The organism is Pseudomonas extremaustralis (genome assembly GCF_900102035.1).
GTDB classification, from domain to species: Bacteria; Pseudomonadota; Gammaproteobacteria; order Pseudomonadales; family Pseudomonadaceae; genus Aquipseudomonas; species Aquipseudomonas extremaustralis.
Map to the genome: position 1 here is coordinate 6,570,711 of NZ_LT629689.1, position 21,796 is coordinate 6,592,506.

Consider the following 21,796-nt stretch of genomic DNA (forward strand, 5'->3'; position numbering starts at 1 on the left):
GCGGATATACCCCTATACTCGATGCGGGTTTGTTCCCTCATAAGAAGGAGACTGTTCGTATGGATCAGCCGACAAAACAACCGTTAGAGCCACGCATGGAAGACGGCCAGCCTCTGGTCATCGCAGGGGTCCAAGGGCGTTATGCCAAGGCCACCGCCGGCGATATTCCACGGCTATGGGAGTTGTTCGATACCTGCATCAAGGACATCAAACCGCGCATCGGCGGGGTGACCTATGGTGTTTGCCATAACCCCAGCCACGGCGAATTCGATTACATGGCCGGGGTGGAAGTCCCTTCCAAGGACGATGTGCCCAGCAACTTCGAGTACGTCGAAATCCCCGCGCATCGCTACGCCGTATTCCCGCACTACGGCCCGGTGCAGGCGCTGGAGCAGACCTACGAACGCATCCTGTTCGAGTGGTTGCCGCATTCGGGCTACAAGGTGGCCGGGGTGGATTTCGAACGCTACAGCGCCGATTTCGATGGCAAGAAGGGCCTGGGGACGGTTGAGGTCTGGTTGCCGGTGGTCAAGGCCTGATGGCACACGACTGAGCTGCGTTGGCAGCTCAGTCGCGGCTGTTAATGGCTGAGCAGGCGGCCGATGAAGGACTGGTCAACTTTCAGTACACCGCTGCTTTGCTGTTTAACCCAACGCGAATCGAGTGATTCAGCACAAACCTTGGCGTTCCAGTACAAAGCAATCGGCGACGCGCGTATAGCTGTGAACTCTGACAGTAGACAGCCGGGGAGGAGGGATGAGAATGATGGTTTTATCCGTCCAACATCCAACTCAACCGGCGCTCATAGCCGACCCGCGCCTTGTACGCTTCGCCGCCATCGACCCACCCAAGCCCCAGATACAACCCCATCGCCGCCACATTGGCGCTGTCCACCGACAGCTCGATCGCCTTGATCCCGGGCCACGCCTGCATTGCCGCAGCGGGCAGTGCCTGTAGACACGCCTTGCCAAAACCCCGGCCCTGTTGGTGCCGGTCGACTTGCAACGCGTGCAGCGTCGCGCTGTGTTGATCGGCCCAATGGGGCAGGCAAGGCGGGCGTTTGAGCAGGAGAAAGGCCACGGGGATTTCGTCGGCGAGCAGGGCAAAGCCTTTGACGCCGGGGCTGGGGTTGACCAGCAGGGTATTGAGTGCGCAGTACATGTCGCCGCAGAACGGCAGCTGTTCGGGATGGACTTCGATGGCGCTGGTTTGCTGTCGTTGCACGGCATTGAGCGCCTCGTAGGCGACGAGGCGGGTTTGCATCGGAGTGTCCGAACGGCTGCAGGGAGGGGCGCAGTCTAGCGGATTGCCGCGAACTATAGTCAGTAGTCCGAAAAAGCAGAAATCACACGACTCGGGAGGTTTCCCCATGAATATGCAACCCGCTGAATTCGAACTGTCCATCAGCCGCTTGATCGACGCACCGCGCAGCCGGGTGTTCCGCGCCTGGACCGAGCCGGCCCTGCTGCAACAATGGTGGGGCCCCCATGGCATGACCACCCCGGAATGCGAGATGAACCTGTGGGTCGGTGGCCTGTTTCGTACGCTGATGCGTGCGCCGGATGGCACCGAATACCCGACCCAGGGCGTGTTCCTCGACATCATCGCACCCCGGCGCCTGGTGTTTACCGACGCCTTCATGCCGGGCTGGATACCTTCGGGCAAGCCGTTCATGACCGCCGAAGTGACCCTGCAGGAAGTCGAGGGCGACAAGACCCTCTACACCGCCCGCGCCATGCACTGGAGCCTGGAAGACAAACTGGCCCACGAAGCCATGGGCTTTCACCAGGGCTGGGGCCAGAGCCTGGATCGGCTGGAGGCGCTGGTGACCCAAGGCATGCGCCCCCTGTAGGAGCAAGCTTGCTCGCGAAGGCCGTCAACGATAATGCGGCTTTCCTGGATAAACGCGGTGTCTTGGGGTTTTTCGCGAGCAAGCTCGCTCCTACAGAAGATGGCGCCGTTGCCGTAGGAGCTTGCCTGCGAGGGTCGTTAACGATGACGCGGCAAGCCAGGATTAACGCGGCGGCCTCGGGGTTTTCGCGAAGGGGGTAAGGGGTGGTCAGTCGACCATCAGCCCCAACATCCAGCTGCCCGCCGGCCCCGGCGGGTGCTGGCGCGACCACAGCGCATCCACTGCCACCGAACGTGGCCAGCCGCGCATGTTGAGTTCCACCAGTCCGGCGTTGCCAAAGCGTTCCACCAGCCAGCGCGGCAGCGCGGCCCAACCGAAACCGAGTTGGGCCATTTCCATCAGCATCAGGAAGCTCGGCGCCGACCACACGCGGCCCGTGGGGCGCGTCTCGTTGGGGTTGATGATGCTCGCCAGGCGCAGTTCACGGTGCTGCTGCAAGGCATGTGGGTCGAGGGGCGCCAGGCTCGCCAGGGGATGAGCGGGGGCGACGAACAGGGCGATTTCCGTGCGCTCGGCCACGGGCGCGCGGGTCAGGTCCGGGGGGTATACCTCCTGGGCTTCGACAAAGGCCATCTGCGCGCGGCCGCTTTGCACCAGGGCGATCAGGTCTTCGCACTCGGCAATCAGCCATTCCAGCTCCAGGTCCGGGTAGCGTTGTTCGAAGGCCTTGAGGGCCAGTTCGAAACGCTCCGACTGGTAGGTGTCGGACATGGCAATCGTGACTTTCGGCTCCAGCCCCTGGGCCAGTTGGTTCGCCGCCAACGCCAGGCGACTGTTGGCCTCCAGCACTTGCTCGGCCCGTTGCAACAACACATGGCCCGCCGGCGTGAGCGTCGGCTTGCGGCTGCTGCGGTCGAACAGCACCACATCCAGGTCAATCTCCAGGCTCGCCACCGCTGCGCTGACGGTGGATTGGCTCTTGCCTAACTTGCGCGCTGCCGCCGAAAACGAGCCTTGGGTCGCCGCCTGGACAAACGCTTGCAGCACTTCGTTGGAGGCCATGTCTATCGCCTTGATCGATGGTTATTGGTTATGAAGTATCGATTCAAGGGGCAATGATGGCAACCCTCGCCACTCACGGAGTCGGGTCATGAACCTTACCAAGTCGATTACTGAACGCGTGTGCCAGGCCATCGGTTTTGAGGTCCTGGCGTTGTTGATCTGTACGCCCTTGCTGGCCTGGATCATGGACAAGCCGGCCCTGGACATGGGCCTGGTCACCCTGGCGATGAGCCTGCTGGCGCTGGCGTGGAACGTGATTTTCAATGGCCTGTTCGACCGTCTCAAGGCGCGCTGGCGCCTGGCCGGCAACGGTTGGACCCGCGTGTTACACGCCTTGCTGTTCGAAGGGGGATTGGTCGTGGTGTGTGTGCCGCTGATTGCCGCCTGGCTGAATATCAGCTTGATGCAGGCGTTTATCCTCGACATAGGTGTACTGCTGTTTTTCCTGCCGTACACCTATGTGTATCACTGGGGCTATGACGTGCTGCGCGCCAGGTTCCTACAGAAACATGCCGCCCGATGCCTCGATGCGCTGGCCGGTGATCCAGTGGCTGCCGTCCGCCAGCAGGCTGGTAATGGCCCCGCCGATATCGTCGGGTAACCCGGCGCGGCCCAGGGCAGTGTTATTGGCGACCATGGCGTTGAGGTTGGCGTTGTCGCGCACAACGCCGCCGCCGAAGTCGGTTTCGATGGCGCCCGGTGCGAGGATATTGACGCTGATGCCCCGTGCGCCGAGTTCTTTGGCCTGGTAGCGGGTCAGCACTTCCATGGCGCCTTTCATCGCCGCATAGGCGGCGTAGCCGGGCAGGCTGAATCGGGCGAGGCCACTGGAGATATTGAGGATGCGGCCACCGTCACGGATCAGCGGCAGGAGTTTCTGGGTCAGGAAAAACGGGCCTTTGAATTGAATGGCCACCAGTTGGTCGAACTGCGCTTCGCTGGTTTCGGCAAAGCTGGCGTGGATACCGATGCCGGCGTTGTTGATCAGAAAGTCGAAGTCATCCCGTGCGAAAACACGCTTGAGCGCGCCACCGACTTCTTCGACGAACGCGTCGAAGCTGGCGCTCTGGCTCACATCCAGCTTCAGCATGGCCGCGCGGCCACCCCATTGCTCGATCTGCTCGAGCACGGCCTGCGCTTCATCCGCCTGGCTGTGGTAAGTGCCGATGATATCCACGCCTTGTGCCGCCAGGTGCAGCGCTGCGCTTCTACCCAAGCCACGGCTGGCGCCGGTGATCAGTGCGATTTTGCGGGTCATGGTGCAGTCCTCTGATGTGATCGTGGAAGGAGTGTATTTGTCCGGCCATAACGTGATAAACAGCGCCATGTCGGAATCACTGGTCGGATAGAGCGAATAATCCCATGAACAAACTGGAGCTGCTGCGCACCTTTGTGCGTGTCACCGAATTGTCGAGTTTCACCGGCGCTGGCGAGAGCCTGGGCCTGCCGCGCTCCACCGTGTCCGAGCATGTACAGGCGCTGGAGGAACTGCTCGGCACGCGCTTGCTGCAGCGCACCACGCGCAAGGTGCAGGCGACCCAGGATGGCCGCGTGCTGTATGAGCGTAGCAAGGATCTGCTGGCGCACATGGAGGAGCTGGAAGGGTTGTTTCGCCAGGACGAAGCCCAGCTGACCGGACGCATCCGCGTGGATTTGCCCAACATGATTGCGCGGGATTTGATCCTGCCGAGCCTGCCGTCGTTCATGGACGCGCACCCGTTGATCGAACTGGAAATCAGCGCCACCGACCGCCAGGTCGATCTGCTCGCCGAAGGCTTCGATTGCGTGCTGCGTGTGGGGGCGCAGCCGGACCAGTCGGTGGTCGCGCGGGTGCTGTGCAGCATGCCGATGATCAACTGCGTGAGCGCGGGCTACCTGCAACGTTATGGCGTGCCGCGCACTTTGGCGGATCTGGCCGATCATCACTTGGTGCATTACGTGCGACCGTTGGGCTCACGCTCGGCGGGATTCGAATACCTGCAGGGCAACAAGGTCCAGCGCATTCCCATGGCCGGCCGCGTCACGGTCAACAGCACCGATGCGTACAAATCGGCGTGCGTGGGCGGTTTCGGGATTATCCAGGTGCCGGCCTTGGGGATGCGGGATGAGCTGGCCAGGGGCGAGTTGGTGGCGATCTTGCCAGACTACCCGGCGCCGCCGTTGGACGTGTCTTTGCTCTACGCCGGCCAGCGCCATTTGCCGCTGCGGGTGCGGGTGTTCATGGATTGGCTGGCGGCCACGTTGCAGTCCCGGCTCTAGCGCCTGACCCCTGGAGCGAGCTTGTTCGCGACGGCCGTCAACGCTACCACGGGTTTCCTGGATAAACGCGGTGTCTTGACGTTTTTCGCGAGCAAGCTCACTCCTACAGGGGCATGTGTCAGAAGAGTTGGGTGAACAGCCAGTAGAGGCTGCCGGACAGCAGGATCGCCGCTGGCAACGTCAATACCCAGGCCATCAGCAAATTGCGGATGGTCTTCATCTGCAGTCCACCGCCGTTGGCCACCATGGTCCCGGCCACACCGGACGACAACACATGGGTGGTCGACACCGGCAGGCCGAACATGTCTGCCGCGCCGATGGTCAGCATCGCCACCGTCTCGGCCGAGGCGCCTTGGGCGTAGGTCAGGTGGGTCTTGCCGATTTTCTCGCCCACGGTCACCACGATGCGTTTCCAGCCAACCATGGTCCCCAACCCCAGGGCGATGGCTACGGCGATCTTCACCCACAGCGGGATGAAGCGCGTGGAATTGTCGATCTGTTGCTTGAACAGTTGCAGCTTGCCTTGGGTGTCGGCGTCGAAATGACCGACCTGGCCCTTGTCCATCAGGCGAATGGTTTCGCTGGTCAGGTACATGTCGTTGCGCACGTTGCCGACCGATTCGGCGGGGACTTTGGCCAGGGAACCGTAGCCTTTGACCTGTTCACCGATCTGGCCGGCGAGGGCGGCGAGGGCCGGGATCAGTTCCGGCGTGGCGTCCTTGGTGCGCACGTACGTGGAGAGGATCGGACGTGGGTCCCCTGGCAGCGCCTGGGGCACGCTTTTCATCAGGGCCACCTGGGTCACTTCGGCGACGGCGGCGAACTGCAGCGACTGCTCGGCGGGCATGGCGCGGTTCAGCGCATAGGCCATCGGCAAGGTGCCCACCAGGATCAGCATTATCAGGCCCATGCCTTTTTGCCCATCGTTGGAGCCGTGGGCGAACGACACACCGGTGCAGGTGAGGATCAGCATGCCGCGAATCCACCACGGCGGTGGGGTGTTGCCTTTGGGCGCTTTGTACAGCGCACGGTTTTTCACGAAGGCGCGCAGGGCCAGCAGTGCCAGGGCGGCAAACAGGAAGCCGATCAGCGGCGACAGCAGCAGCGCATAACCGATTTTGATCGCCTGGCTCCAATCCACACCGCTGGTGCCGTCACGCCCGTGCATCAAGGCATTGGCCACGCCGACGCCGATGATCGAGCCGATCAGGGTGTGGGACGAAGACGCCGGCAACCCCAGCCACCAGGTGCCGAGGTTCCACAGGATCGCGGCGATCAACAGGGCGAAGATCATGGCGAAACCGGCCGAGGAACCGACCTGCAGAATCAGCTCTACCGGCAGCAGGGCGATGATGCCGAACGCCACCGCACCACTGGACAGCAGCACCCCGAGGAAATTGAAAAAGCCCGACCACACCACCGCAAATTGCGGCGGCAACGAGTTGGTGTAGATCACCGTCGCCACGGCGTTGGCGGTGTCGTGAAAGCCATTGACGAATTCGAAACCCAGGGCGATCAACAGTGCCACCCCCAACAGCAGGAACGGCGTCCAAGTGGTGACCACCGTGCCCAATTCGTGCATGTCGTGCATCAGGCTGTAGGCGGTGAACAACAGGCCCATGGCGAGCACGGCAAAGAAAATGATCACCGTCAGCAGGCCGGGTTTCTTGTCGAGCCGGGGTTGGGTGTCAGCCGAAGACGTATGCGGGGAGGCAGTCAGTGAGGGGGTGGCCATGCAAGAACATCCAATGTCGGGAGGATGCTCTGAATGATCGTTGCAGAGTGTTACAGAGATGCTGCGATAGGTCAGTGTTTATTCGATTGGACGTGCCGCCGATCCACAAAAACTCAAAAACCCACAAAAATCTGTAGGAGCGAGCTTGCTCGCGAAGGCCGTCAACGATAACGCGGGTTTCCTGGATAAACGCGGTGTCTTGAGGTTTTTCGCGAGCAAGCTCGCTCCTACAGGGGGGCGGGGTTTATTTCAGTAGTCTTTGCGCTTTCTGAAGGCCCAGCGTCCGGCAATCAAGGTGAAGGTCGCCACCAGCGCTACCAGAATCCAGAAGCCTTCGGGGTCCTGGGAAAGTGGCACGCCGCCCACGTTCATGCCGAAGAAACCGGCGATGATGTTGATCGGCAGCGCCAGCACCGTGACCACGGTGAGGGTGAACAGCGTGCGGTTGCTCTGTTCGTTGAGGTTGGCGGCGATCTCTTCCTGCAACAGTTTGATCCGCTCGCCCAGGGCCGTCAGGTCGTTGATGATCAGCGCGAACTCCTCGGTGGATTTGCGCAACTCCTTCACGTCTTCCTTTTGCAGCCACTGCGGCGGGCGGTTGAGCAGGCGCAGCAGCGAGCCGGGCTCCAGCGCCAGCAGGCGTTGCAGGCGCACCAGCACCCGGCGCGCGGCACCCAGCTCGGCACGGTTGGTGGACAGGCGCGACGACAGCAACTGGTCTTCGATGTGGTCGACGCTGATGCTGGTCTTGCGCACGATCTGGGTCAGCACTTCACCCTGGTCGCGCAGCAGGTGCACCAGCAGTTCCAGCGGCGAGCGAAAGTGTTCGCCGGCCTTCACCGACGAGCGCAATTTATCCACCGAATGCAGCGGCTGCAGGCGTGCGCTGATCAACAGCCGGCTGCGCGCGCACACCCATAGCGTGGAAATGTCCGACGACACCATGCTGCTGAAGTTGAACACCACGTCGTTGACCACCGCCAGCAAGGCCGAGTCGACGTGTTCGATGCGGGTCGAGCGTGAGCCTTCGTGGAGGGCTTCGAAGAATTCCTCGGGCAAGTCCAGATGCGCCTGCATCCAGCGCTCGCAGGCGGCATGGGCCAGGTTCAGGTGCAGCCACAGGAATTCTTCCGGGTCGGCCGGTTGCTGCAAGGCTTGCAGGGCGGTGGCCGAGTCGATCTGCTCACCCTTTTCACCGGGGCGAAAGCGAAAACCGTAAAGCAAACCGAAGAGATCGGAATCCTGGTGGCGTTGATCGATGCTGTGGTTCATGGCGGCTCGCGCAGAAAGGGCCTGTAGGACGTTTCACAGGCGCGAGGGCGATCATTGCAAGTAGATTTGACAGTTTTGTGACAATTTTCGATTTGTTTCGACGACATGACATTTTATTGACCTCTGATCCGAATCCGCTCAAGAAGCGTCTGGCACGGCCGATTCAAGGCGTAAGCACTGCGGTGGATGAGCCGCGTTTTGAGAAGACAGGGAGGTTGTTGCTTGCGAGCACCTTTCCCCCTGTTTCGAGGCTTTTCCGATGAATTTTTTGCGAACGTCCCTGCGGGCACAAATCTTGTCCCTGCTTGGTGGCAGCCTGCTGGCCATGCTGCTGATCGCCCTGGCCTGTTTCAACTTCCTCTCCAATGGAGTGCAGAGTTACCGCAGTCTGCTGGAGGGGCCGTTGCTGACCTCGCAGTTGATCGATGAAGCCAACCTGCAATTCAAGGTGCAAGTGCAGGAATGGAAAAACGTGTTGTTGCGCGGCAAGCAGCCCCAGGAGCTGGAAAAATACTGGGGCCAGTTCCAGGACCGCCAACGCGATGTTCAAGGCTTTCTCGCACGGCTGGAGACTCAGACCAGCAGCGACCCGGTCTTGAACCAGCGCATTGCCAAGTTGCGCCAGGAACACCAGCAATTGGGTGTCGCCTACCAGCGCGGCCGCGATGCCTATTTGGCTGCCGGCGCCGATCCGACCGCCGGTGACACGGCGGTCAAGGGCGTGGATCGCGCCGCCAGCGAGCAAATGAGCGCGCTGGTCAGCGACTTGCGCGAACAAGGCGCCAGGCAATCGGTGGTCATCAGTGCCAATGCCGAGCGCACGATGATGGCGGGCCTGGCGATCATGCTGCTCTCCGGCGCGTTGATCGGCCTGTTCAGCCTGTGGTTGATCAACCGCAACCTGATCCTGCCGATCCGTGGCTTGATCGACTATGTGACGCAACTGAGCCATGGCCGCTTTGACGAGCGCGTGGCCAATCGCCGCCAGGATGAGCTGGGGCATCTGGCTGTCGCCGCGAATACCTTGCGCGATTTCCTCGCCGAGACCTTCAGTCGTCTGCAACGCAGCGCTACTGATCTGGTCAGCGCCAGCGGCGAGCTGAACTCGATTGCCGGGCAGATGGCCACGGGTACCCACGACCAATTCAACCGCACCGACCAGGTGGCCACGGCCATGACCGAAATGTCGGCCACCGCCCAGGAAGTCGCGCGTCACGCCGCCAGCGCTTCGCGCGCCGCCGACGAAGCCGACCATTCGGCCCGTGAAGGCGGGGAAGTGATGCAAGTCACCATTGCCACCATCGGCCAGATGCGCACCGAAATCCTCAACACCGGCACGATCATCCGGCGCCTGGAAACCGACAGCGTGCGCATCGGCAAAGTGCTCGAAGTGATTCGCGGGATCGCCGAGCAGACCAATCTGCTGGCGCTCAACGCCGCCATCGAGGCCGCGCGGGCGGGCGAGGCGGGGCGCGGTTTTGCCGTGGTGGCCGATGAAGTGCGCAGCCTGGCGCAACGCACGGCGGCCTCGATCATCGAGATCAACCAGATTATCCAGGCGGTGCAGACCGGTGCGATCGATGCCGCCGAGGCCATCGTCAGCGGCCAGTCGTGCAGCGACGACAGCGTGGAAAAAGTCACCCAGGCCGGCGCCATGCTGGCTCACATCACCCAGGCGGTTGAAGCGATTCGCGACATGAACCGGCAAATCGCCACGGCGGCCGAGGAGCAGACCTCGGTGGCCGAGGATATATCGCGCAACATCACCCAGATCACTGAGGTGGCCACGGCCAACCTCGATAACGTGAAGCGCACCGAAGCGGCAAGTCACAACTTGCGCGGCTTGTCTGGCGAGTTGAACGAGGTGACGGCGCGTTTGAGCGCCTGATCAGGCGGTAGGGCGTGATGGGCAAGCGCCCATAAAAAACGCGCCACCCATCAGGTGGCGCGTTTCATGGACGGTTTGACTCAAGTGTCCAGCTTGTCTTCCAGCACGGCGCCGGTCTTGGCGTCGAGTTTGACTTCGAACTTCTTGCCGGTCGTGTCAGTGACGTCGACCTCGTAGACCAGCACGCCACTGTTGTTGTGGTCCAACTCGGTGTCGGTGATGCTGGCGCCTGGATGCTTGGCCACGGCGGCGGCGTTGAGTTTGTCGAACGGCATCACCGCGCCGGACTTGAGCAGGCCTTCGACATGGTCCGGACGAACATCGGCTTGGGCCAGGCCGGCGGCCAGGGTCAGGGCGGTAGCGGCGAACAGAGCGGTCAGGGTTTTCATGCTGTGTGTCCTTCTCGGGTGAGCTGTTTAAGTGGCGCCAGATTAACCGGCGCAACTTAACTCACGCTTAATCGCACACGGACTCAGTATTTATAGTCGTTCAGCAGATCCTGCACGCTGGACGACGGCCAGCGCTTATAGAACTTCAGCAATTCGGCGGCGCGGTTGGTGAAGATGCCGTCGACGCCGGCTTTCATCACCTTGTCGAAGTCCACCGGCTCATCGACGGTGTAGACATGCACCAGCAGGCCTTTGTCGTGGGTCAGCTTGTTCATTTCCGGCTTGACCAGGTTCGTGTAGCTCTGGTCGCCATGGTCGGTCAGCTCGGCCGATGGGCCGGTGCCGATGGCGCCGAGGCGCTTGGCTTCGTCCAGCCACTTTTCGAACTCGGCGGCGTCTTTGGGCTCTTGCTTGGCGTAGTAGGCGGCCTTGGTCGGTTCGCCGGATTCGGCGAAGGTCACTTTGGACTTGGGCTCGATACCGCCTTCACCCACCCACAACAGCAAAATCTTCGGCGTGTTCGGCATTTCGTTCTGCAGCGCTTCGAGGCTCGCTTTATCGAAGGTTTGCAGGACCACGCGGCCCTTGCCCTGGCCGACACCGGTGTTGCTCTTGCCCAGCTTGGAACCGGCGGAACTCAGCCAGCCTTTATCCAGCAGCTTGTTTTTCAGGTCGGCTTCGATACCTGGGAATTGCTTGGGCTCCTTGGTCTCGATGTACAGGCCGGGTTTGTGCTGCGGGTTGCCTTCGGCGATCTTGATGATGTCGTCCAGGCTGAGGATCTTCAGGCCGACGAAGCCCGGACGCGCGCGGTCCGGGTAGGCGGCGTTGAACCAGCTGCCAGCGTCGAGGGTTTGCAGTTCTTTCCAGGTGAACTCGCTGGCTGGCGCGTCTTTGCGCTCGGGGAACTTGGTGGCCACGTCGGTGGTGCGCTGCAGGTTATTGTCGTGCAGGGCGAACAAGACGCCGTCCTTGCTGCGCTGCAGGTCCAGCTCCAGGTAGTCGGCACCCAGGTCGCGGGCGACCTTGTAGGCTGCGGCGGTGGATTCGGGGGCGTCATAGGAGGCGCCACGGTGAGCGATCACGGCAGGGTGGGGAATGCCTTCGTTTGTAGCCAATTCAGCCGGGCTGATCGGTTCGGCAGCCTGCGCGTGGCCAAGGCCGAGCATCAGGGCGAGCAGCAAGGCACTCTTGGTAAACGTGACAGGCATATGCGAAGTCCTTTCGTGAAGGTAGCTTTGAGAAGGCCTCCTTTTTAACAATTGATTGCGGGCGGCGCTATCGCCAAACCGACATTAACGTGCGCACGCGTCAATTTTTCTCGGTTTTTTTACGGTGCATTGCAGTACCCTTGGCCGCAGCCGTCCCGCTAGAGGGCGGTACTTTTTGCCCCGCGTGTAAACCATCTTTCCAGTCCCTGTGGGACTTTTCAGTGAGGTTTACCATGCGCATTACATCCGAACTTATCTGCCAGGCCGCCGACCAACTCCACGGTTTTGTCGGCCTCAACCGCAAGACCGGCCAGTACATCGTGCGTTTCAGCGAAGATTCCTTCGGCATGGACGTGGCCGATGACGGCATCATCCCCACCGCCGAATTCGTCTGGCTGCCGGCCCCCGAACAGACCATGACCCTGTCGCGCGAACGTCTCCAGTTGCTGCTCGACCAGAACATCGACGACCGCATCAACATCAGCGAGCCGCTGCGGGTGTACATGCGACGGGTGGAGATCCCACAAATCAGTGCGTTGCGCAGTTTGGTGAGTTAGTTGGGGGGGCTGTGGCAAGCCCGCTTGCCACAAGGAGCCTGCTAGCTCCGGTAAGCCCGTTCAACCTTGCACACCCGTGTCTGGAACGCCGAATACCAGGTGGCGCGCCCCTGTTCACGCGCCACGCGGTGCTCGGCCTGCTCTTTCCAGGCCAGGATCGCCGCTTCGCTGCGCCAGTACGACACAGTAATCCCCAGGCCGTCCTCCCGCGCCGATTCCACGCCGAGAAACCCCGGTTGTTCGCGCGCCAGTTCCAGCATGCGGGCGGCGGCCTGGGCGTAACCGTGGTCGCCTTCGGTGCGCAGTGAGCTGAAAATCACCGCATAGTAGGGCGGCGCGGGGGTGTGGGCGATCATGCCGAGACCTCCCGGCACGCGTTGAGCAGGGCAATCGCCAGGGGCGGGGTGATGCCCTTGAGGGCGGCGCGTTCCGGCTGGAACAGCGTGGCGACGAAGAACGGATGGTCGAGCAACTCCACGGCGCGCAGATCGCCGGCCGAATCATGCCCGCAGGGGATCAGTGCATGTTCCAGCAACGCGTCAGCGAATTCGCGGTTCAGGCCGTAACGGCAGCGATAGCCTTCCTCGATTTCAAGGCTGGCGTAGGCCTCGGCGATGCGTGTGTAAGGGGATAAACGCACGGTATCGGTTGCCTCTACCAGCGCACAACTCAGAGGCACGATCACGGCGCGCCTGGCATCCGGCGCCAGTTCGCCATGTTCGGCATCGGCCCAGCCCAGCACGTTGCGGGCATATTCCAGCACGGCATGTTGAAAACCGCCGCAGGTGCCGAGGAAAGGGCGCCGCTGTTCGCGGGCAAACCGAATGGCGCGCAAGGCTCCGTCCGTGTCGCGGTAAGGGCTGGCGGGCACGCACCAGAAACCGTCGAAGCGTTGCAGTTCAGTGGTGGAGGTGAGGGTGTCGGTGTCGAGCCAGTGTGTATGAACCGTCAGGCCCAGGGCTTCGGCGGCTTGTTGCAGTGCGATGGGAATGGCCTGGTGCGCGATTACGTCGGGGTTGTAATCGCCGATCAGGGCGAGGAGCAGGGCGGTGGTTTTCATCATGTACGTCCCATGGCTTGTGGTGTCCTGATGCGCACTATAGATTGGCGCTCACGCAATCAATATTGGCGTTTACCCACATGTTCAATGCAGCCACGCACTATCGAATCGACTACCCCGACCTGTCGCTGATCCTCGCCCTGGTGCGCGGCGGCACCCTTGCGCGGGCGGCGGCGCTGTTGCGGGTGGATGTGTCTACGGTGTTTCGCGCGGTGCGGCGCCTGGAGGCCGCGCTGGGCCAGACGCTGTTTGAAAAAAGCCGCGCCGGCTACCTGCCGACCGGGCTGGCGAGCAACCTGGCGCAACAGGCCGAACGCGCCGAGCAGGCATTGGAAGCCGCGCGGGTCGGCGTGGAGCAGGGCGGTGAAGTGATCAGCGGCACGGTGCGCCTGACCTGTACCGATTCGGTGCTGCAAGGCCTGTTGCTGCCGGCTCTTGCGCAGTTCATGCCGCAGTACCCGGCGCTGACCCTGGAACTGAGCACCTCAAATGATTTTGCCAACCTCAGCCGCCGCGATGCCGATATCGCCTTGCGCCTGACCCGTACGCCACCGGAACATCTGGTCGGCCGTTGCCTGGGCGCCGTGACCTATCAGGTGTGCGCCAGCCCCGCCTATGCGCGCCTGCACGAAGGTCGCGCGCTGGCCGACCTGGCCTGGATCGGGCCGGACGACTTCCTGCCCGATCACCCCACCGTCGCCTGGCGCCGCGAACACCTGCCGGGCGTGCGCCTCAGTTATCGGTGCAACAGCATGTTGTCAGTCACCGAGCTGGTGCGGGCGGGATTGGGGGTCGCGGCGCTGCCGGATTTTTTGCTCGGTGACGGACTGCATCCGCTGGGCCCCGCCTTGGCAGGGCACGACACGGCGCTGTGGTTGCTGACGCGTCCCGATTGCCGGGCATTACGCTCGGTGGTCACGCTGTTCGACGAGTTGGGACGGCAGGTGCAGTTGCCTGGGCGTTAGGTTTTTCGCACAAAGTGCTCATGCATTTCGCTCGTCAGGGTTTCGATGCGTTCCGTCAGATTCTTGGTCATTTCCGTGAGCTGGGTATTTTGCTCCAGCAGGATCAACAGCTGTTTGCTGGTCTTTTCCGCCTCGGCCTGGCGTTCGGCATTGGCGGTGGCCAGCGCTTCGCGGTGCTGCGCATCGGCGTCGGACTGGGCTTTGTCGCGGGCGGCCTGGCGCGTCTGGGCCAGCAGGATCAGCGGCGCGGCATAGGCCGATTGCAGGCTGAAGGCCAGGTTGAGCAGGATGAACGGGTACACGTCGAAATGGGTGATACCGCTGACGTTGAGGGCCACCCACAAAATCACGATTGCGGTCTGCGCGCCGAGGAAGGTTGGCGTGCCGAAGAAGCGGGCAAAGGCTTCGGCCTTGAGGGCAAAGGTGTCGTTGCCAAAGGTCGGCGCCAAGTGGGCGTGGCTGCGGTGGAAGCGCAGGTGGTCGATGGGGGCGGCTTTGGGTTTGTCTGGAGTCATGGTGGGCTCGGGTCATCAACGTTAAGACGGTCGTCACTATAGCGTTGGCGACCTGTCTGACCTATGAATAAGCTGAGGTCTGTCGGACGGTTTCAGGCGAGTTGGGCGACCTTTTCGTCGCTGATGTTGACCCGGTTACGCCCGGTGTCCTTGGCGGCGTATAGCGCGCGGTCCGCCGCGTTCAGCCACATGGCCGCATCGGTGAAGAGCGGATGGAAGTCCGCCAGGCCGATGCTCAGGCTGACGCGCAGTTCTGGAGAGTGCGGGTTGCGGTAGTTGCTGAAGGTTTCGCGCACGCGCTCCATGATCCGCACGGCCTGTTCCTGTGGCATTAGCGGAAAAATCACACAGAACTCATCGCCACCGTAGCGCCCGGCCAGATCGTCTTCCCGCAGATTACGACGTAACACCAGGCTCAGTTGTCGCAGCACCGCATCGCCCACGATATGGCCGTAAGTGTCATTGATCTGCTTGAAGTGATCGATGTCGATCAACGCGATGGTGGCGTGGCTTCGCAGTTGCTGGCACTTGTGAAACTTGAGGTGCAGCAGGTCTTTCCAGGACCCGTGATTGAGCAGGCCGGTGAGGCTGTCGATACGACTCAGGGCACTCAGGGTGCGCTTGTGCTCCGTCAGTTTGATCGCCAGTTGATAGCAGACCATGCCGATGGCCATGGGGTAGAGCGTCAACATCGGCAAGCAGGCATAGACTTGAACCTGGCTGACCGAGGGATTGAAGTGCAAGCCGAACAGCAACCCCGCCACACAGATGCCGAGCATTTGGGCGAGCGCGCCGTGTATCAGCAAGCGCTTGCCGCCGGCGGCGACGTTGTTCATGGTCACCATCGACAGCAGCGTCACCGCGGCCAAGGGGGTGAACTGCAACATAGCGACCCAGAACCCGCAGAACAATGCGTCGCACACCAGGTTGCGCTGTTCAGCGTCGTAGGGAACCTTGGCGCGGGTTGCCAGCTGATACGCCAAATGTGGCCAGACAAAAGCATTGACCAGCAGCAACGCCCAGATCCAGCCAGGCATTGGCAGCGGATACAGGACAGCAGTGATGCTGACACAGCACATGGCAGTGCCAATGATCCTTGGCCTGTAAATACGCTTGGCAAACGAAAGCCCTTTGCCTTGTCTGTTTTCCATAAATTCCCGGGTCAGCTCTTTTTGCATACACGACAGCATGCATTCGCAGGATTAACCGTTGATCGGATAATTCCGGTGAATATTGTCAGTTATTCCTGTGGGAATAATCAGTGTCCTTCCAGGCCATTTACGCAAAACAAAGGGCGAATACGTCATAAACGACTGCCAATGTCGTTCACGCACCAGGTTTTTATGGCTGGGGAGACAGGGGGATTTCGTAACCGGCCAAAAACAGGTCGATCGCTGACTCGATCACGTTGGCCTGGCTGGTGGCGTCGAGGGGCGGTTGGCCCAGTGTGATCTGTGGCCAGAAGGCAAAGGCTTTGAGCAGGCTTTGGATCTGGTGGGCGGCAAACGCCGGGTCGCTGCCGCGCAGGCGCCCGTCTTCCTGGGCGGCGCGTACCCATAGGGTGAAGCCTTCTTCACGCTGGCTCAGACGGTTGACCATGTCTTGTGCACGTTCCGGCGAGTGGATGGTGGCGGCGATCGCGACCCTGGCCAGGTCGAGGAAGTTGGCGTCGGACATCATCTTCATCTTCGCTTCCAGCAACTCGCGCAATTGTTCGCGCAGCGGGCGCTCACGGGTGTAGCCAACATCCAGTTGAGCGACGGTGCTGGCCCAGAGTTGGTGGAGAATTTCGGCGAAAAGCTCTTCTTTGCTGGGAAAGTGGTTGTACACCGTGCGCTTGGAGACGCCGGCCGTGGCGGCTATCTTATCCATGCTGGTGACCTCGAACCCGTTAGCCCTGAACTCGGTGATAGCCGCTGCCACAATGGCTTGGCGTTTACGGTCAGTGAGGCGTTGAGGGGCAGTCATGGATGGGGCTCGGCTCTTGAAGGAAAATTACACTCGGCAGTTTACTTGCTCCGGGTTTTGTTGCAATCTTGAAACTACACTGTGCAGTGTAGTTTATTGACGGTCCAAAGGAGTCATTCTGCTATGGCCACGCTCTCAACCCGTCTTAAGTGTTCGTCTGCGGCGCGCAAGGCTGCGGAACAGGAACAAAAGCAATTCAGCAACGACACCCCGGTGCAGCACGGCGGTTTTGGCAAGACCTTGCGTATCTTCTGGAACATGCTGTTCAACAAACCGCGCAATACCCGACCGGTGGGAGAGATTCCGGTGCAACCGCTGACCCGCGAGCAGTTGTTGGCCGCTCCCGATCACAGCGTCTTCCGTCTGGGGCATTCCACCGTATTGCTGAAAATGCGCGGCAAGTTCTGGCTGACCGACCCGGTATTCGCCGAGCGCGCCTCGCCGTTCAGTTGGGCCGGCCCCAAGCGCTTCCACGCGCCGCCCATCAGCCTGGAAGAGCTGCCGCCCCTGGAGGCGGTCATTCTTTCCCACAACCATTACGATCACCTTGATCGCAAGGCTGTCGTCCAATTGGCCGACAAGACGCGCCACTTTTTGGCGCCGTTGGGCGTGGGCGACATTTTGATCAAGTGGGGCGTCGATGCCAGCAAGGTGCAGCAACTGGACTGGTGGCAGGGCGTCGAAGTGGACGGCATTCGGTTTGTCGCCACACCCGCACAGCACTTTTCCGGGCGTGGCCTGTTCGATGCCAACCAAACGCTGTGGTGTTCGTGGGTGATGATCGACGGCGCACGGCGCATCTTCTTCAGTGGCGACACGGGCTACTTCGACGGCTTCAAACGCATCGGCGAGCAGTTCGGCCCGTTTGACCTGACACTGATGGAAACCGGCGCCTATAACGTCGACTGGCCCCATGTGCACATGCAGCCGGAACAAACCCTGCAAGCCCATATCGACCTCAAGGGCCGTTGGTTGCTGCCGATTCACAATGGCACGTTCGACCTGGCGTTCCATGCCTGGCACGAACCTTTTGATCGCATCATGGCCCTGGCCTGGGAGCGCAATGTGTCGATTACCACGCCACCGATGGGGCAAGCGTTCAGTCTGAGCCAACCCGAGCGTGGCCATGTGTGGTGGCTGGAGGTGGAAATACAGGTGACACAGGAGCGCGTCGTCGGTTGATGGGTGAGGCGTCGGAAAAAGGAGTTTTCAAGCTGTTTCAGGGCTGCGACAGGCGCCAGCCAGGGGTGCGATGATTCCCGGAAAATTAGGGTCCGGGAGGCCGTTCTGATGGAAGGAAAGTGTAGGAAATACTGGCAAGCAGGTGTGGCTTGCCCCGCTGGGCAGGCGGCGCCCGGGAGCCTTGAGTCGACGACCGAGGCCCCTCCCGGCACCGACCATGGGAGCCCGCGCGGCATCGCTTTCGGTGTCGATTCCCGCTCCCAAGCCCCCGCCCAGGTGCGTATCCCGGTCCCTGGGTATGACGCACCGGGGCTTCCCCTCAAACCCGTGCGCGACCCATCGTTGTCACTGATCGCCTTGAGCGGTCTCGACCCTTCGGGGCCGGTGATGGTGGAAGTGCCACTGGTGCAGAACAACAGCTCGTTCATCGCCGCCAACGTATTGGCCGGCAGGCGTGTGGGCTTTGCCGAGCGGTATGGCCGTGGTGGTGACCACGAACCCATTGAACACCGCGCGCCGTTCAGGCGAGCGTTGGATATTCTGCGTCAGGCTGGGGTGCAACTGTTACCGGTGCCTGCGCAGCGGGTCGATGAGACGCTGCAGTTCAACCTGCATACCCACAACGAAATCGACGAATTGGTGAATGAGCATCGCCTGGATGCGCTGGTGTCGGACAGCCGCAGCGCCGCCTTCCATGCCGCTTGCTGGCATGGCTACCCGGTGTTTGGCGAGCCGCTTGGGGACGGCGCGATGTTGTGGTTCTACGGCGCGCGATGGTCGAAGGATTCGCTGGCGGCGCTGGTGCAAGGTTATCGCAGTGCCCGCCGTTTGCCGGATGGTCAGGATGGGCTACCTGCGGCATTGAACAATCCCACGGTGTGAACGGCGCGCGTCGCACTGCCCGGCAGGCATGAGGTTTCTAGACTGGCGCACGGGGGCAATATGGGCTCCCGTCCTTTTTTATCCTGTCTGGGAGGTGTTCATGTTTGGTATGGGTCATGGTGTGGATATGTTTATCAACCATGCGGCGCATCTCCTGGGTTTGCAATTGCCCGCCGAGGCCTCGACGCCCGTTGCGCCGGGAACGGAATACGCCAGTGTGCGTCAGCTCAGCGAACAAATGGCCAGGCCGGGTGGGCTCACATCGGCAGCGTTGGTCAGTTACCTGCACGAGCGCATTCGCAAACTCGACCCCGCATTGAGCACCATCATTGAACTCAACCCTCAAGCCCTGGACATTGCCCGCGAGCGGGATCGCGAGCGCGCCGCCGGTCGGGTTCGAGGTCCGCTGCACGGCATCCCCGTGCTCCTCAAGGACAATATCGAGACCGGCGACACCCAGCAAACCAGTGCTGGCGCCTATGGCCTGGTAGGCCTGTCGGCAGCCAGGGATGCGTTTATCGTCGAACGCCTGCGCCAGCAAGGGGCGGTGATCCTAGGGAAGACCAACCTCACTGAGCTGGCCGGCTTTCGCGGCAACGCCGATGGTTTGAGCCAACGCGGCGGGCAGACGCGTAACCCGCATCATTCGGATGCGCCGGTCGGTGGGTCCAGCTCGGGCTCGGCTGCTGCGGTCGCTGCCGGCCTGGCGCCACTTGCCGTGGGCAGCGAAACCAATGGTTCGATCGTGGTGCCGGCGGCGTTCAACGGCGTGGTCGGCTTCAAGCCCAGCGTGGGGTTGTTGAGTCGCAGCGGCATCATTCCCGCCAGCCATCGACAGGACACGCCGGGGCCGATGGCCCGCTCGGTGTTCGATACCGCGTTGTTGCTCAACGCCATGTCCGGCGTCGATCCCCAGGATTCGGCGAGTATGGAGGCCCCCCAAGGCATCGACTACACCGCTTTGCTTAAACCCGGAGCCTTGCGGGATAAGCGTATCGGTTATCCCGCGACCTTTTGCGCGAATGGCGAAACCCTGTCGGTGGACAACAGTGCAATATTTCGCCGGACGCTGGAGGTGCTTCGCGCGCAAGGCGCAGTGCTGGTGCCGGTGAACATGCGGTTGGCAGACGCTTCGCGCTATGACGAATTATTGCTTGCCGATGTGAAGGACGAATTGAACACCTACCTGGGCAAGCGCGAGGGGTTGCCAGTGAAGTCGGTTCCCGAACTGATCGCGTACAACGCAAAACGCGATGGCACCGACACCGACCACCAGCCGGTGCTCAAGGACATCGACGCATCCACGCTGACACAACAGGCGCGCAAGCCGCTATGGGATGCACTGATCCAGGACTTCCGTGGCACGGTCGATGAACTGATCGGCGAGCAGAAGCTCGACGCCCTGGTGGCGGACTTTGAAACCAACAGCTACTTCGCGGTTGCGGTGGCGGGCTACCCAGGGATCTCGGTGCCATCCGGTCAAGACGAGCAGGGCGTGCCGACCAGCGCATACTTTTTCGGGGCCCGCTGGAGTGAACCCACGTTGCTGGCGGTGGCCCATGGTTATGAGCAGGCGGCGCAGGTGGCTCCAAGGCCTCGACTCTAAAGTCCCCAGGCTCTCAAGGCCGTGGAGGAATGCCATGGCCCATGGCATTCACATCTTCGGCGCGGCGCGCACTCATTCCCCACCCTGGCGCGAACCCTGGAAAGAACACCAGCCCCTCGGCCTCCAGCCGAAACGCGAGTGCCAGGCGGGTTTCATCGCCGCCATCGCCCTGGTGCTCGAACTGCTGAACGGCATCCACCGTCACGCCCGCCTGGCGGGCCAGCTCTTCGCGGCTCCAACCCAGCATGGCGCGCGCCTGTACGCTGTGTTTGGCGGTGAATTGATGCAGGACGATCTGCTGATCTACAAAAGAGCTCATTGCCAGAGAGGACATGGAATTTCTCCAGGGTTCGACGGGGAAGGCAAACTATACTGTGTTTTTGTACAGTTGTTTTGACCGCTCATCAACTGGAATTTTTCCGATGGCTTTTCAGCGCCTGTCAGCCCAGCCCTGGCGCCTCGCGAATAATCAGGTGATCCAGGTTCTCGATATTGGCGCTGAACACGCCGAACGTCTGCTCGGGGTTTTTCTTGCTGGGCACCTGCTTCAGCTCCGGCGTCACGCCATAAAAGAAGCAATACAAGGGCTGGTCACTGCTGGCTGCCGCCTTGATCTGCTCCAGGAATGCCTTGCGCTTGCGGTAGTTGTCGATGAGTTTCTTGCTCAGGTAAACGTTGACCGAGTAGGGCTTTTTGTCGAGCCATACCTTCTTTTCGAAGTCGATGCGAAAGCTGTTGGTGTAGTCCTTGATCGCTTTGATCCTGCCCCAGTAGATCAGGCCCTTGTTGTCCTGCAGGTATTCGATTTTCTTGAAAAAGGCCCAGTAGGTTGCGGTGTGCTCGCCGATTTTCAAGGGCATGGCTTTGAGCTTGTCCTTGTCGTCGATATTCGACACATAGCATTCCACCGGGTGGGCGAATACGCTGGTTTTATCCGGGGTGGCGTCACTGGGGCTGACAGATGCATTTGTGCGGGTTGTAGGTATTTCCGGCAGGTCTTGTGGGGGTTGTCCTTCGGCACCGGCCAACGGCATCTTGCGTGGATAGGTGCGCCGGGTCAGTACAAATTCCGATGGGAAATGATCCTCGCGGTCGTCGTCGCTTTCACCGGCAGCGCCCTTGTGGTTGCTGGCATAGCGGCAACCATCGATATGCCGGGTGCCGCTCTTGTTCTTGAAATGCGGTGTGCGCCGGTAATTAACGTTCTTCGCGTTGAAGGTGCTCAGCGTATTGCCCGCCTCGAAGGCCGCGCGGCAGGCATCGTTGGGACAGAGGAAATGGTCCTTGTCGGAGTCATACGCGGCGGTTTCGTCGAAATTCAGCTCTCGAACGTCGTAGATCGACAGTTTTTCATCGAGATTCAGGCTGTAGGCCGTGTCGAATTTCATGGGGC

24 protein-coding genes and 1 pseudogene are annotated in these 21,796 nt (G+C 61.3%); 11 read left to right on the forward strand and 14 right to left on the reverse strand.

Translation table 11 applies throughout. From position 1 onward, the window contains the following. The first annotated feature begins 59 nt into the window (after positions 1 to 59). Positions 60 to 539: a GyrI-like domain-containing protein gene (locus BLR63_RS30455; RefSeq protein WP_010567060.1), complete on the forward strand. Its 480-nt coding sequence runs from the start codon at positions 60 to 62 to the stop codon at positions 537 to 539. 232 nt (positions 540 to 771) lie between these two features. Here BLR63_RS30455 and BLR63_RS30460 read toward each other — a convergent pair whose 3' ends face one another. Further along, on the reverse strand, positions 772 to 1,263 hold the full coding sequence (locus BLR63_RS30460; protein WP_010567059.1) for a GNAT family N-acetyltransferase: 492 nt from the start codon (positions 1,261 to 1,263) through the stop codon (positions 772 to 774). Between the two features lie 106 nt (positions 1,264 to 1,369). Here BLR63_RS30460 and BLR63_RS30465 point away from each other — a divergent pair, with 106 nt between their 5' ends. Further along, positions 1,370 to 1,852 carry an SRPBCC family protein gene (locus tag BLR63_RS30465; protein ID WP_010567058.1) on the forward strand — a complete coding sequence of 161 codons (483 nt, stop codon included), beginning with the start codon at positions 1,370 to 1,372 and terminating at the stop codon, positions 1,850 to 1,852. 207 nt (positions 1,853 to 2,059) lie between these two features. Here BLR63_RS30465 and BLR63_RS30470 read toward each other — a convergent pair whose 3' ends face one another. Continuing rightward, a complete protein-coding gene (locus BLR63_RS30470; protein WP_010567057.1) occupies positions 2,060 to 2,914 on the reverse strand; it encodes a LysR family transcriptional regulator in 855 nt (284 codons plus the stop codon). Between the two features lie 88 nt (positions 2,915 to 3,002). Here BLR63_RS30470 and BLR63_RS30475 point away from each other — a divergent pair, with 88 nt between their 5' ends. Further along, entirely contained in the window at positions 3,003 to 3,515 is a 513-nt protein-coding gene (locus BLR63_RS30475; protein WP_010567056.1) for a multidrug/biocide efflux PACE transporter, read from the forward strand. Here BLR63_RS30475 and BLR63_RS30480 read toward each other — a convergent pair. Beyond that, positions 3,414 to 4,172, reverse strand: coding sequence for an SDR family NAD(P)-dependent oxidoreductase (locus BLR63_RS30480; RefSeq protein ID WP_010567055.1), 759 nt, complete (start codon positions 4,170 to 4,172; stop codon positions 3,414 to 3,416). The two genes, BLR63_RS30475 and BLR63_RS30480, sit on opposite strands and share 102 nt — an antisense overlap. Positions 4,173 to 4,276: 104 nt before the next feature. Here BLR63_RS30480 and BLR63_RS30485 point away from each other — a divergent pair, with 104 nt between their 5' ends. Beyond that, the gene (locus BLR63_RS30485; protein WP_010567054.1) at positions 4,277 to 5,173 is read left to right on the forward strand and encodes a LysR family transcriptional regulator; all 897 of its coding nucleotides are present in this window, start codon (positions 4,277 to 4,279) and stop codon (positions 5,171 to 5,173) included. A 118-nt stretch (positions 5,174 to 5,291) separates the two neighbouring features. Here BLR63_RS30485 and BLR63_RS30490 read toward each other — a convergent pair whose 3' ends face one another. Further along, a complete protein-coding gene (locus tag BLR63_RS30490) occupies positions 5,292 to 6,908 on the reverse strand; it encodes an inorganic phosphate transporter (RefSeq protein ID WP_010567053.1) in 1,617 nt (538 codons plus the stop codon). Positions 6,909 to 7,157: 249 nt separating this feature from the next. Continuing rightward, positions 7,158 to 8,180: a transporter gene (locus BLR63_RS30495; RefSeq protein ID WP_010567052.1), complete on the reverse strand. Its 1,023-nt coding sequence runs from the start codon at positions 8,178 to 8,180 to the stop codon at positions 7,158 to 7,160. An 844-nt stretch (positions 8,181 to 9,024) separates the two neighbouring features. Between BLR63_RS30495 and BLR63_RS32535 the strand changes: the two are divergent. Next, positions 9,025 to 9,135, forward strand: a pseudogene (locus tag BLR63_RS32535) (hypothetical protein); the annotation flags it as partial. Between the two features lie 228 nt (positions 9,136 to 9,363). Beyond that, positions 9,364 to 10,068: a methyl-accepting chemotaxis protein gene (locus BLR63_RS32540; protein ID WP_390896543.1), complete on the forward strand. Its 705-nt coding sequence runs from the start codon at positions 9,364 to 9,366 to the stop codon at positions 10,066 to 10,068. Positions 10,069 to 10,148: 80 nt separating this feature from the next. Here the strand turns inward: BLR63_RS32540 and BLR63_RS30505 are convergent, their stop codons facing one another. After that, positions 10,149 to 10,457: a PepSY domain-containing protein gene (locus BLR63_RS30505; protein ID WP_010567050.1), complete on the reverse strand. Its 309-nt coding sequence runs from the start codon at positions 10,455 to 10,457 to the stop codon at positions 10,149 to 10,151. A gap of 83 nt (positions 10,458 to 10,540) precedes the next feature. Continuing rightward, positions 10,541 to 11,668 (reverse strand): glycerophosphodiester phosphodiesterase family protein, encoded by a 1,128-nt coding sequence (locus tag BLR63_RS30510; RefSeq protein WP_010567049.1) that lies wholly within the window; start codon positions 11,666 to 11,668, stop codon positions 10,541 to 10,543. A 233-nt stretch (positions 11,669 to 11,901) separates the two neighbouring features. Between BLR63_RS30510 and BLR63_RS30515 the strand changes: the two genes are divergently transcribed. Continuing rightward, entirely contained in the window at positions 11,902 to 12,225 is a 324-nt protein-coding gene (locus BLR63_RS30515) for a DUF2025 family protein (RefSeq protein WP_010567048.1), read from the forward strand. A gap of 41 nt (positions 12,226 to 12,266) precedes the next feature. Here the strand turns inward: BLR63_RS30515 and BLR63_RS30520 are convergent, their stop codons facing one another. Further along, the gene (locus tag BLR63_RS30520) at positions 12,267 to 12,581 is read right to left on the reverse strand and encodes an antibiotic biosynthesis monooxygenase family protein (protein ID WP_010567047.1); all 315 of its coding nucleotides are present in this window, start codon (positions 12,579 to 12,581) and stop codon (positions 12,267 to 12,269) included. Further along, positions 12,578 to 13,285 (reverse strand): CTP synthase C-terminal region-related (seleno)protein, encoded by a 708-nt coding sequence (locus BLR63_RS30525; protein WP_010567046.1) that lies wholly within the window; start codon positions 13,283 to 13,285, stop codon positions 12,578 to 12,580. Before BLR63_RS30525 ends, BLR63_RS30520 begins: the two co-directional genes overlap by 4 nt. Positions 13,286 to 13,365: 80 nt before the next feature. Between BLR63_RS30525 and BLR63_RS30530 the strand changes: the two genes are divergently transcribed. Continuing rightward, the gene (locus BLR63_RS30530; RefSeq protein WP_010567045.1) at positions 13,366 to 14,250 is read left to right on the forward strand and encodes a LysR family transcriptional regulator; all 885 of its coding nucleotides are present in this window, start codon (positions 13,366 to 13,368) and stop codon (positions 14,248 to 14,250) included. On the opposite strand, the gene BLR63_RS30535 is transcribed toward BLR63_RS30530, so the two are convergent. The 3 genes from BLR63_RS30535 to BLR63_RS30545 all read right to left on the reverse strand — a co-directional run bounded on the left by BLR63_RS30535 (position 14,247) and on the right by BLR63_RS30545 (position 16,733). Further along, positions 14,247 to 14,765: a DUF1003 domain-containing protein gene (locus BLR63_RS30535; protein WP_010567044.1), complete on the reverse strand. Its 519-nt coding sequence runs from the start codon at positions 14,763 to 14,765 to the stop codon at positions 14,247 to 14,249. The genes BLR63_RS30530 and BLR63_RS30535 overlap by 4 nt on opposite strands. 92 nt (positions 14,766 to 14,857) lie before the next feature. Further along, positions 14,858 to 15,916: a diguanylate cyclase gene (locus BLR63_RS30540; RefSeq protein WP_042947478.1), complete on the reverse strand. Its 1,059-nt coding sequence runs from the start codon at positions 15,914 to 15,916 to the stop codon at positions 14,858 to 14,860. 190 nt (positions 15,917 to 16,106) lie between these two features. Next, the gene (locus BLR63_RS30545) at positions 16,107 to 16,733 is read right to left on the reverse strand and encodes a TetR/AcrR family transcriptional regulator (protein WP_010567042.1); all 627 of its coding nucleotides are present in this window, start codon (positions 16,731 to 16,733) and stop codon (positions 16,107 to 16,109) included. A gap of 123 nt (positions 16,734 to 16,856) precedes the next feature. On the opposite strand from BLR63_RS30545, the gene BLR63_RS30550 reads away from it, so the two are divergent. The 3 genes from BLR63_RS30550 (at position 16,857) to BLR63_RS30560 (ending at position 20,403) form a co-directional block, all read left to right on the forward strand. Continuing rightward, entirely contained in the window at positions 16,857 to 17,915 is a 1,059-nt protein-coding gene (locus BLR63_RS30550) for an MBL fold metallo-hydrolase (RefSeq protein ID WP_010567041.1), read from the forward strand. Between the two features lie 144 nt (positions 17,916 to 18,059). Beyond that, entirely contained in the window at positions 18,060 to 18,797 is a 738-nt protein-coding gene (locus tag BLR63_RS30555; protein ID WP_231998131.1) for a nucleoside phosphorylase-I family protein, read from the forward strand. Positions 18,798 to 18,897: 100 nt separating this feature from the next. Next, on the forward strand, positions 18,898 to 20,403 hold the full coding sequence (locus tag BLR63_RS30560) for an amidase family protein (protein WP_010567039.1): 1,506 nt from the start codon (positions 18,898 to 18,900) through the stop codon (positions 20,401 to 20,403). Between the two features lie 13 nt (positions 20,404 to 20,416). Here BLR63_RS30560 and BLR63_RS30565 read toward each other — a convergent pair whose 3' ends face one another. Together BLR63_RS30565 and BLR63_RS30570 are read right to left on the reverse strand one after the other, a co-directional pair. Continuing rightward, on the reverse strand, positions 20,417 to 20,737 hold the full coding sequence (locus BLR63_RS30565) for a helix-turn-helix domain-containing protein (RefSeq protein ID WP_010567038.1): 321 nt from the start codon (positions 20,735 to 20,737) through the stop codon (positions 20,417 to 20,419). Between the two features lie 106 nt (positions 20,738 to 20,843). After that, entirely contained in the window at positions 20,844 to 21,791 is a 948-nt protein-coding gene (locus BLR63_RS30570) for a hypothetical protein (protein ID WP_010567037.1), read from the reverse strand. Positions 21,792 to 21,796: the final 5 nt, after the last annotated feature.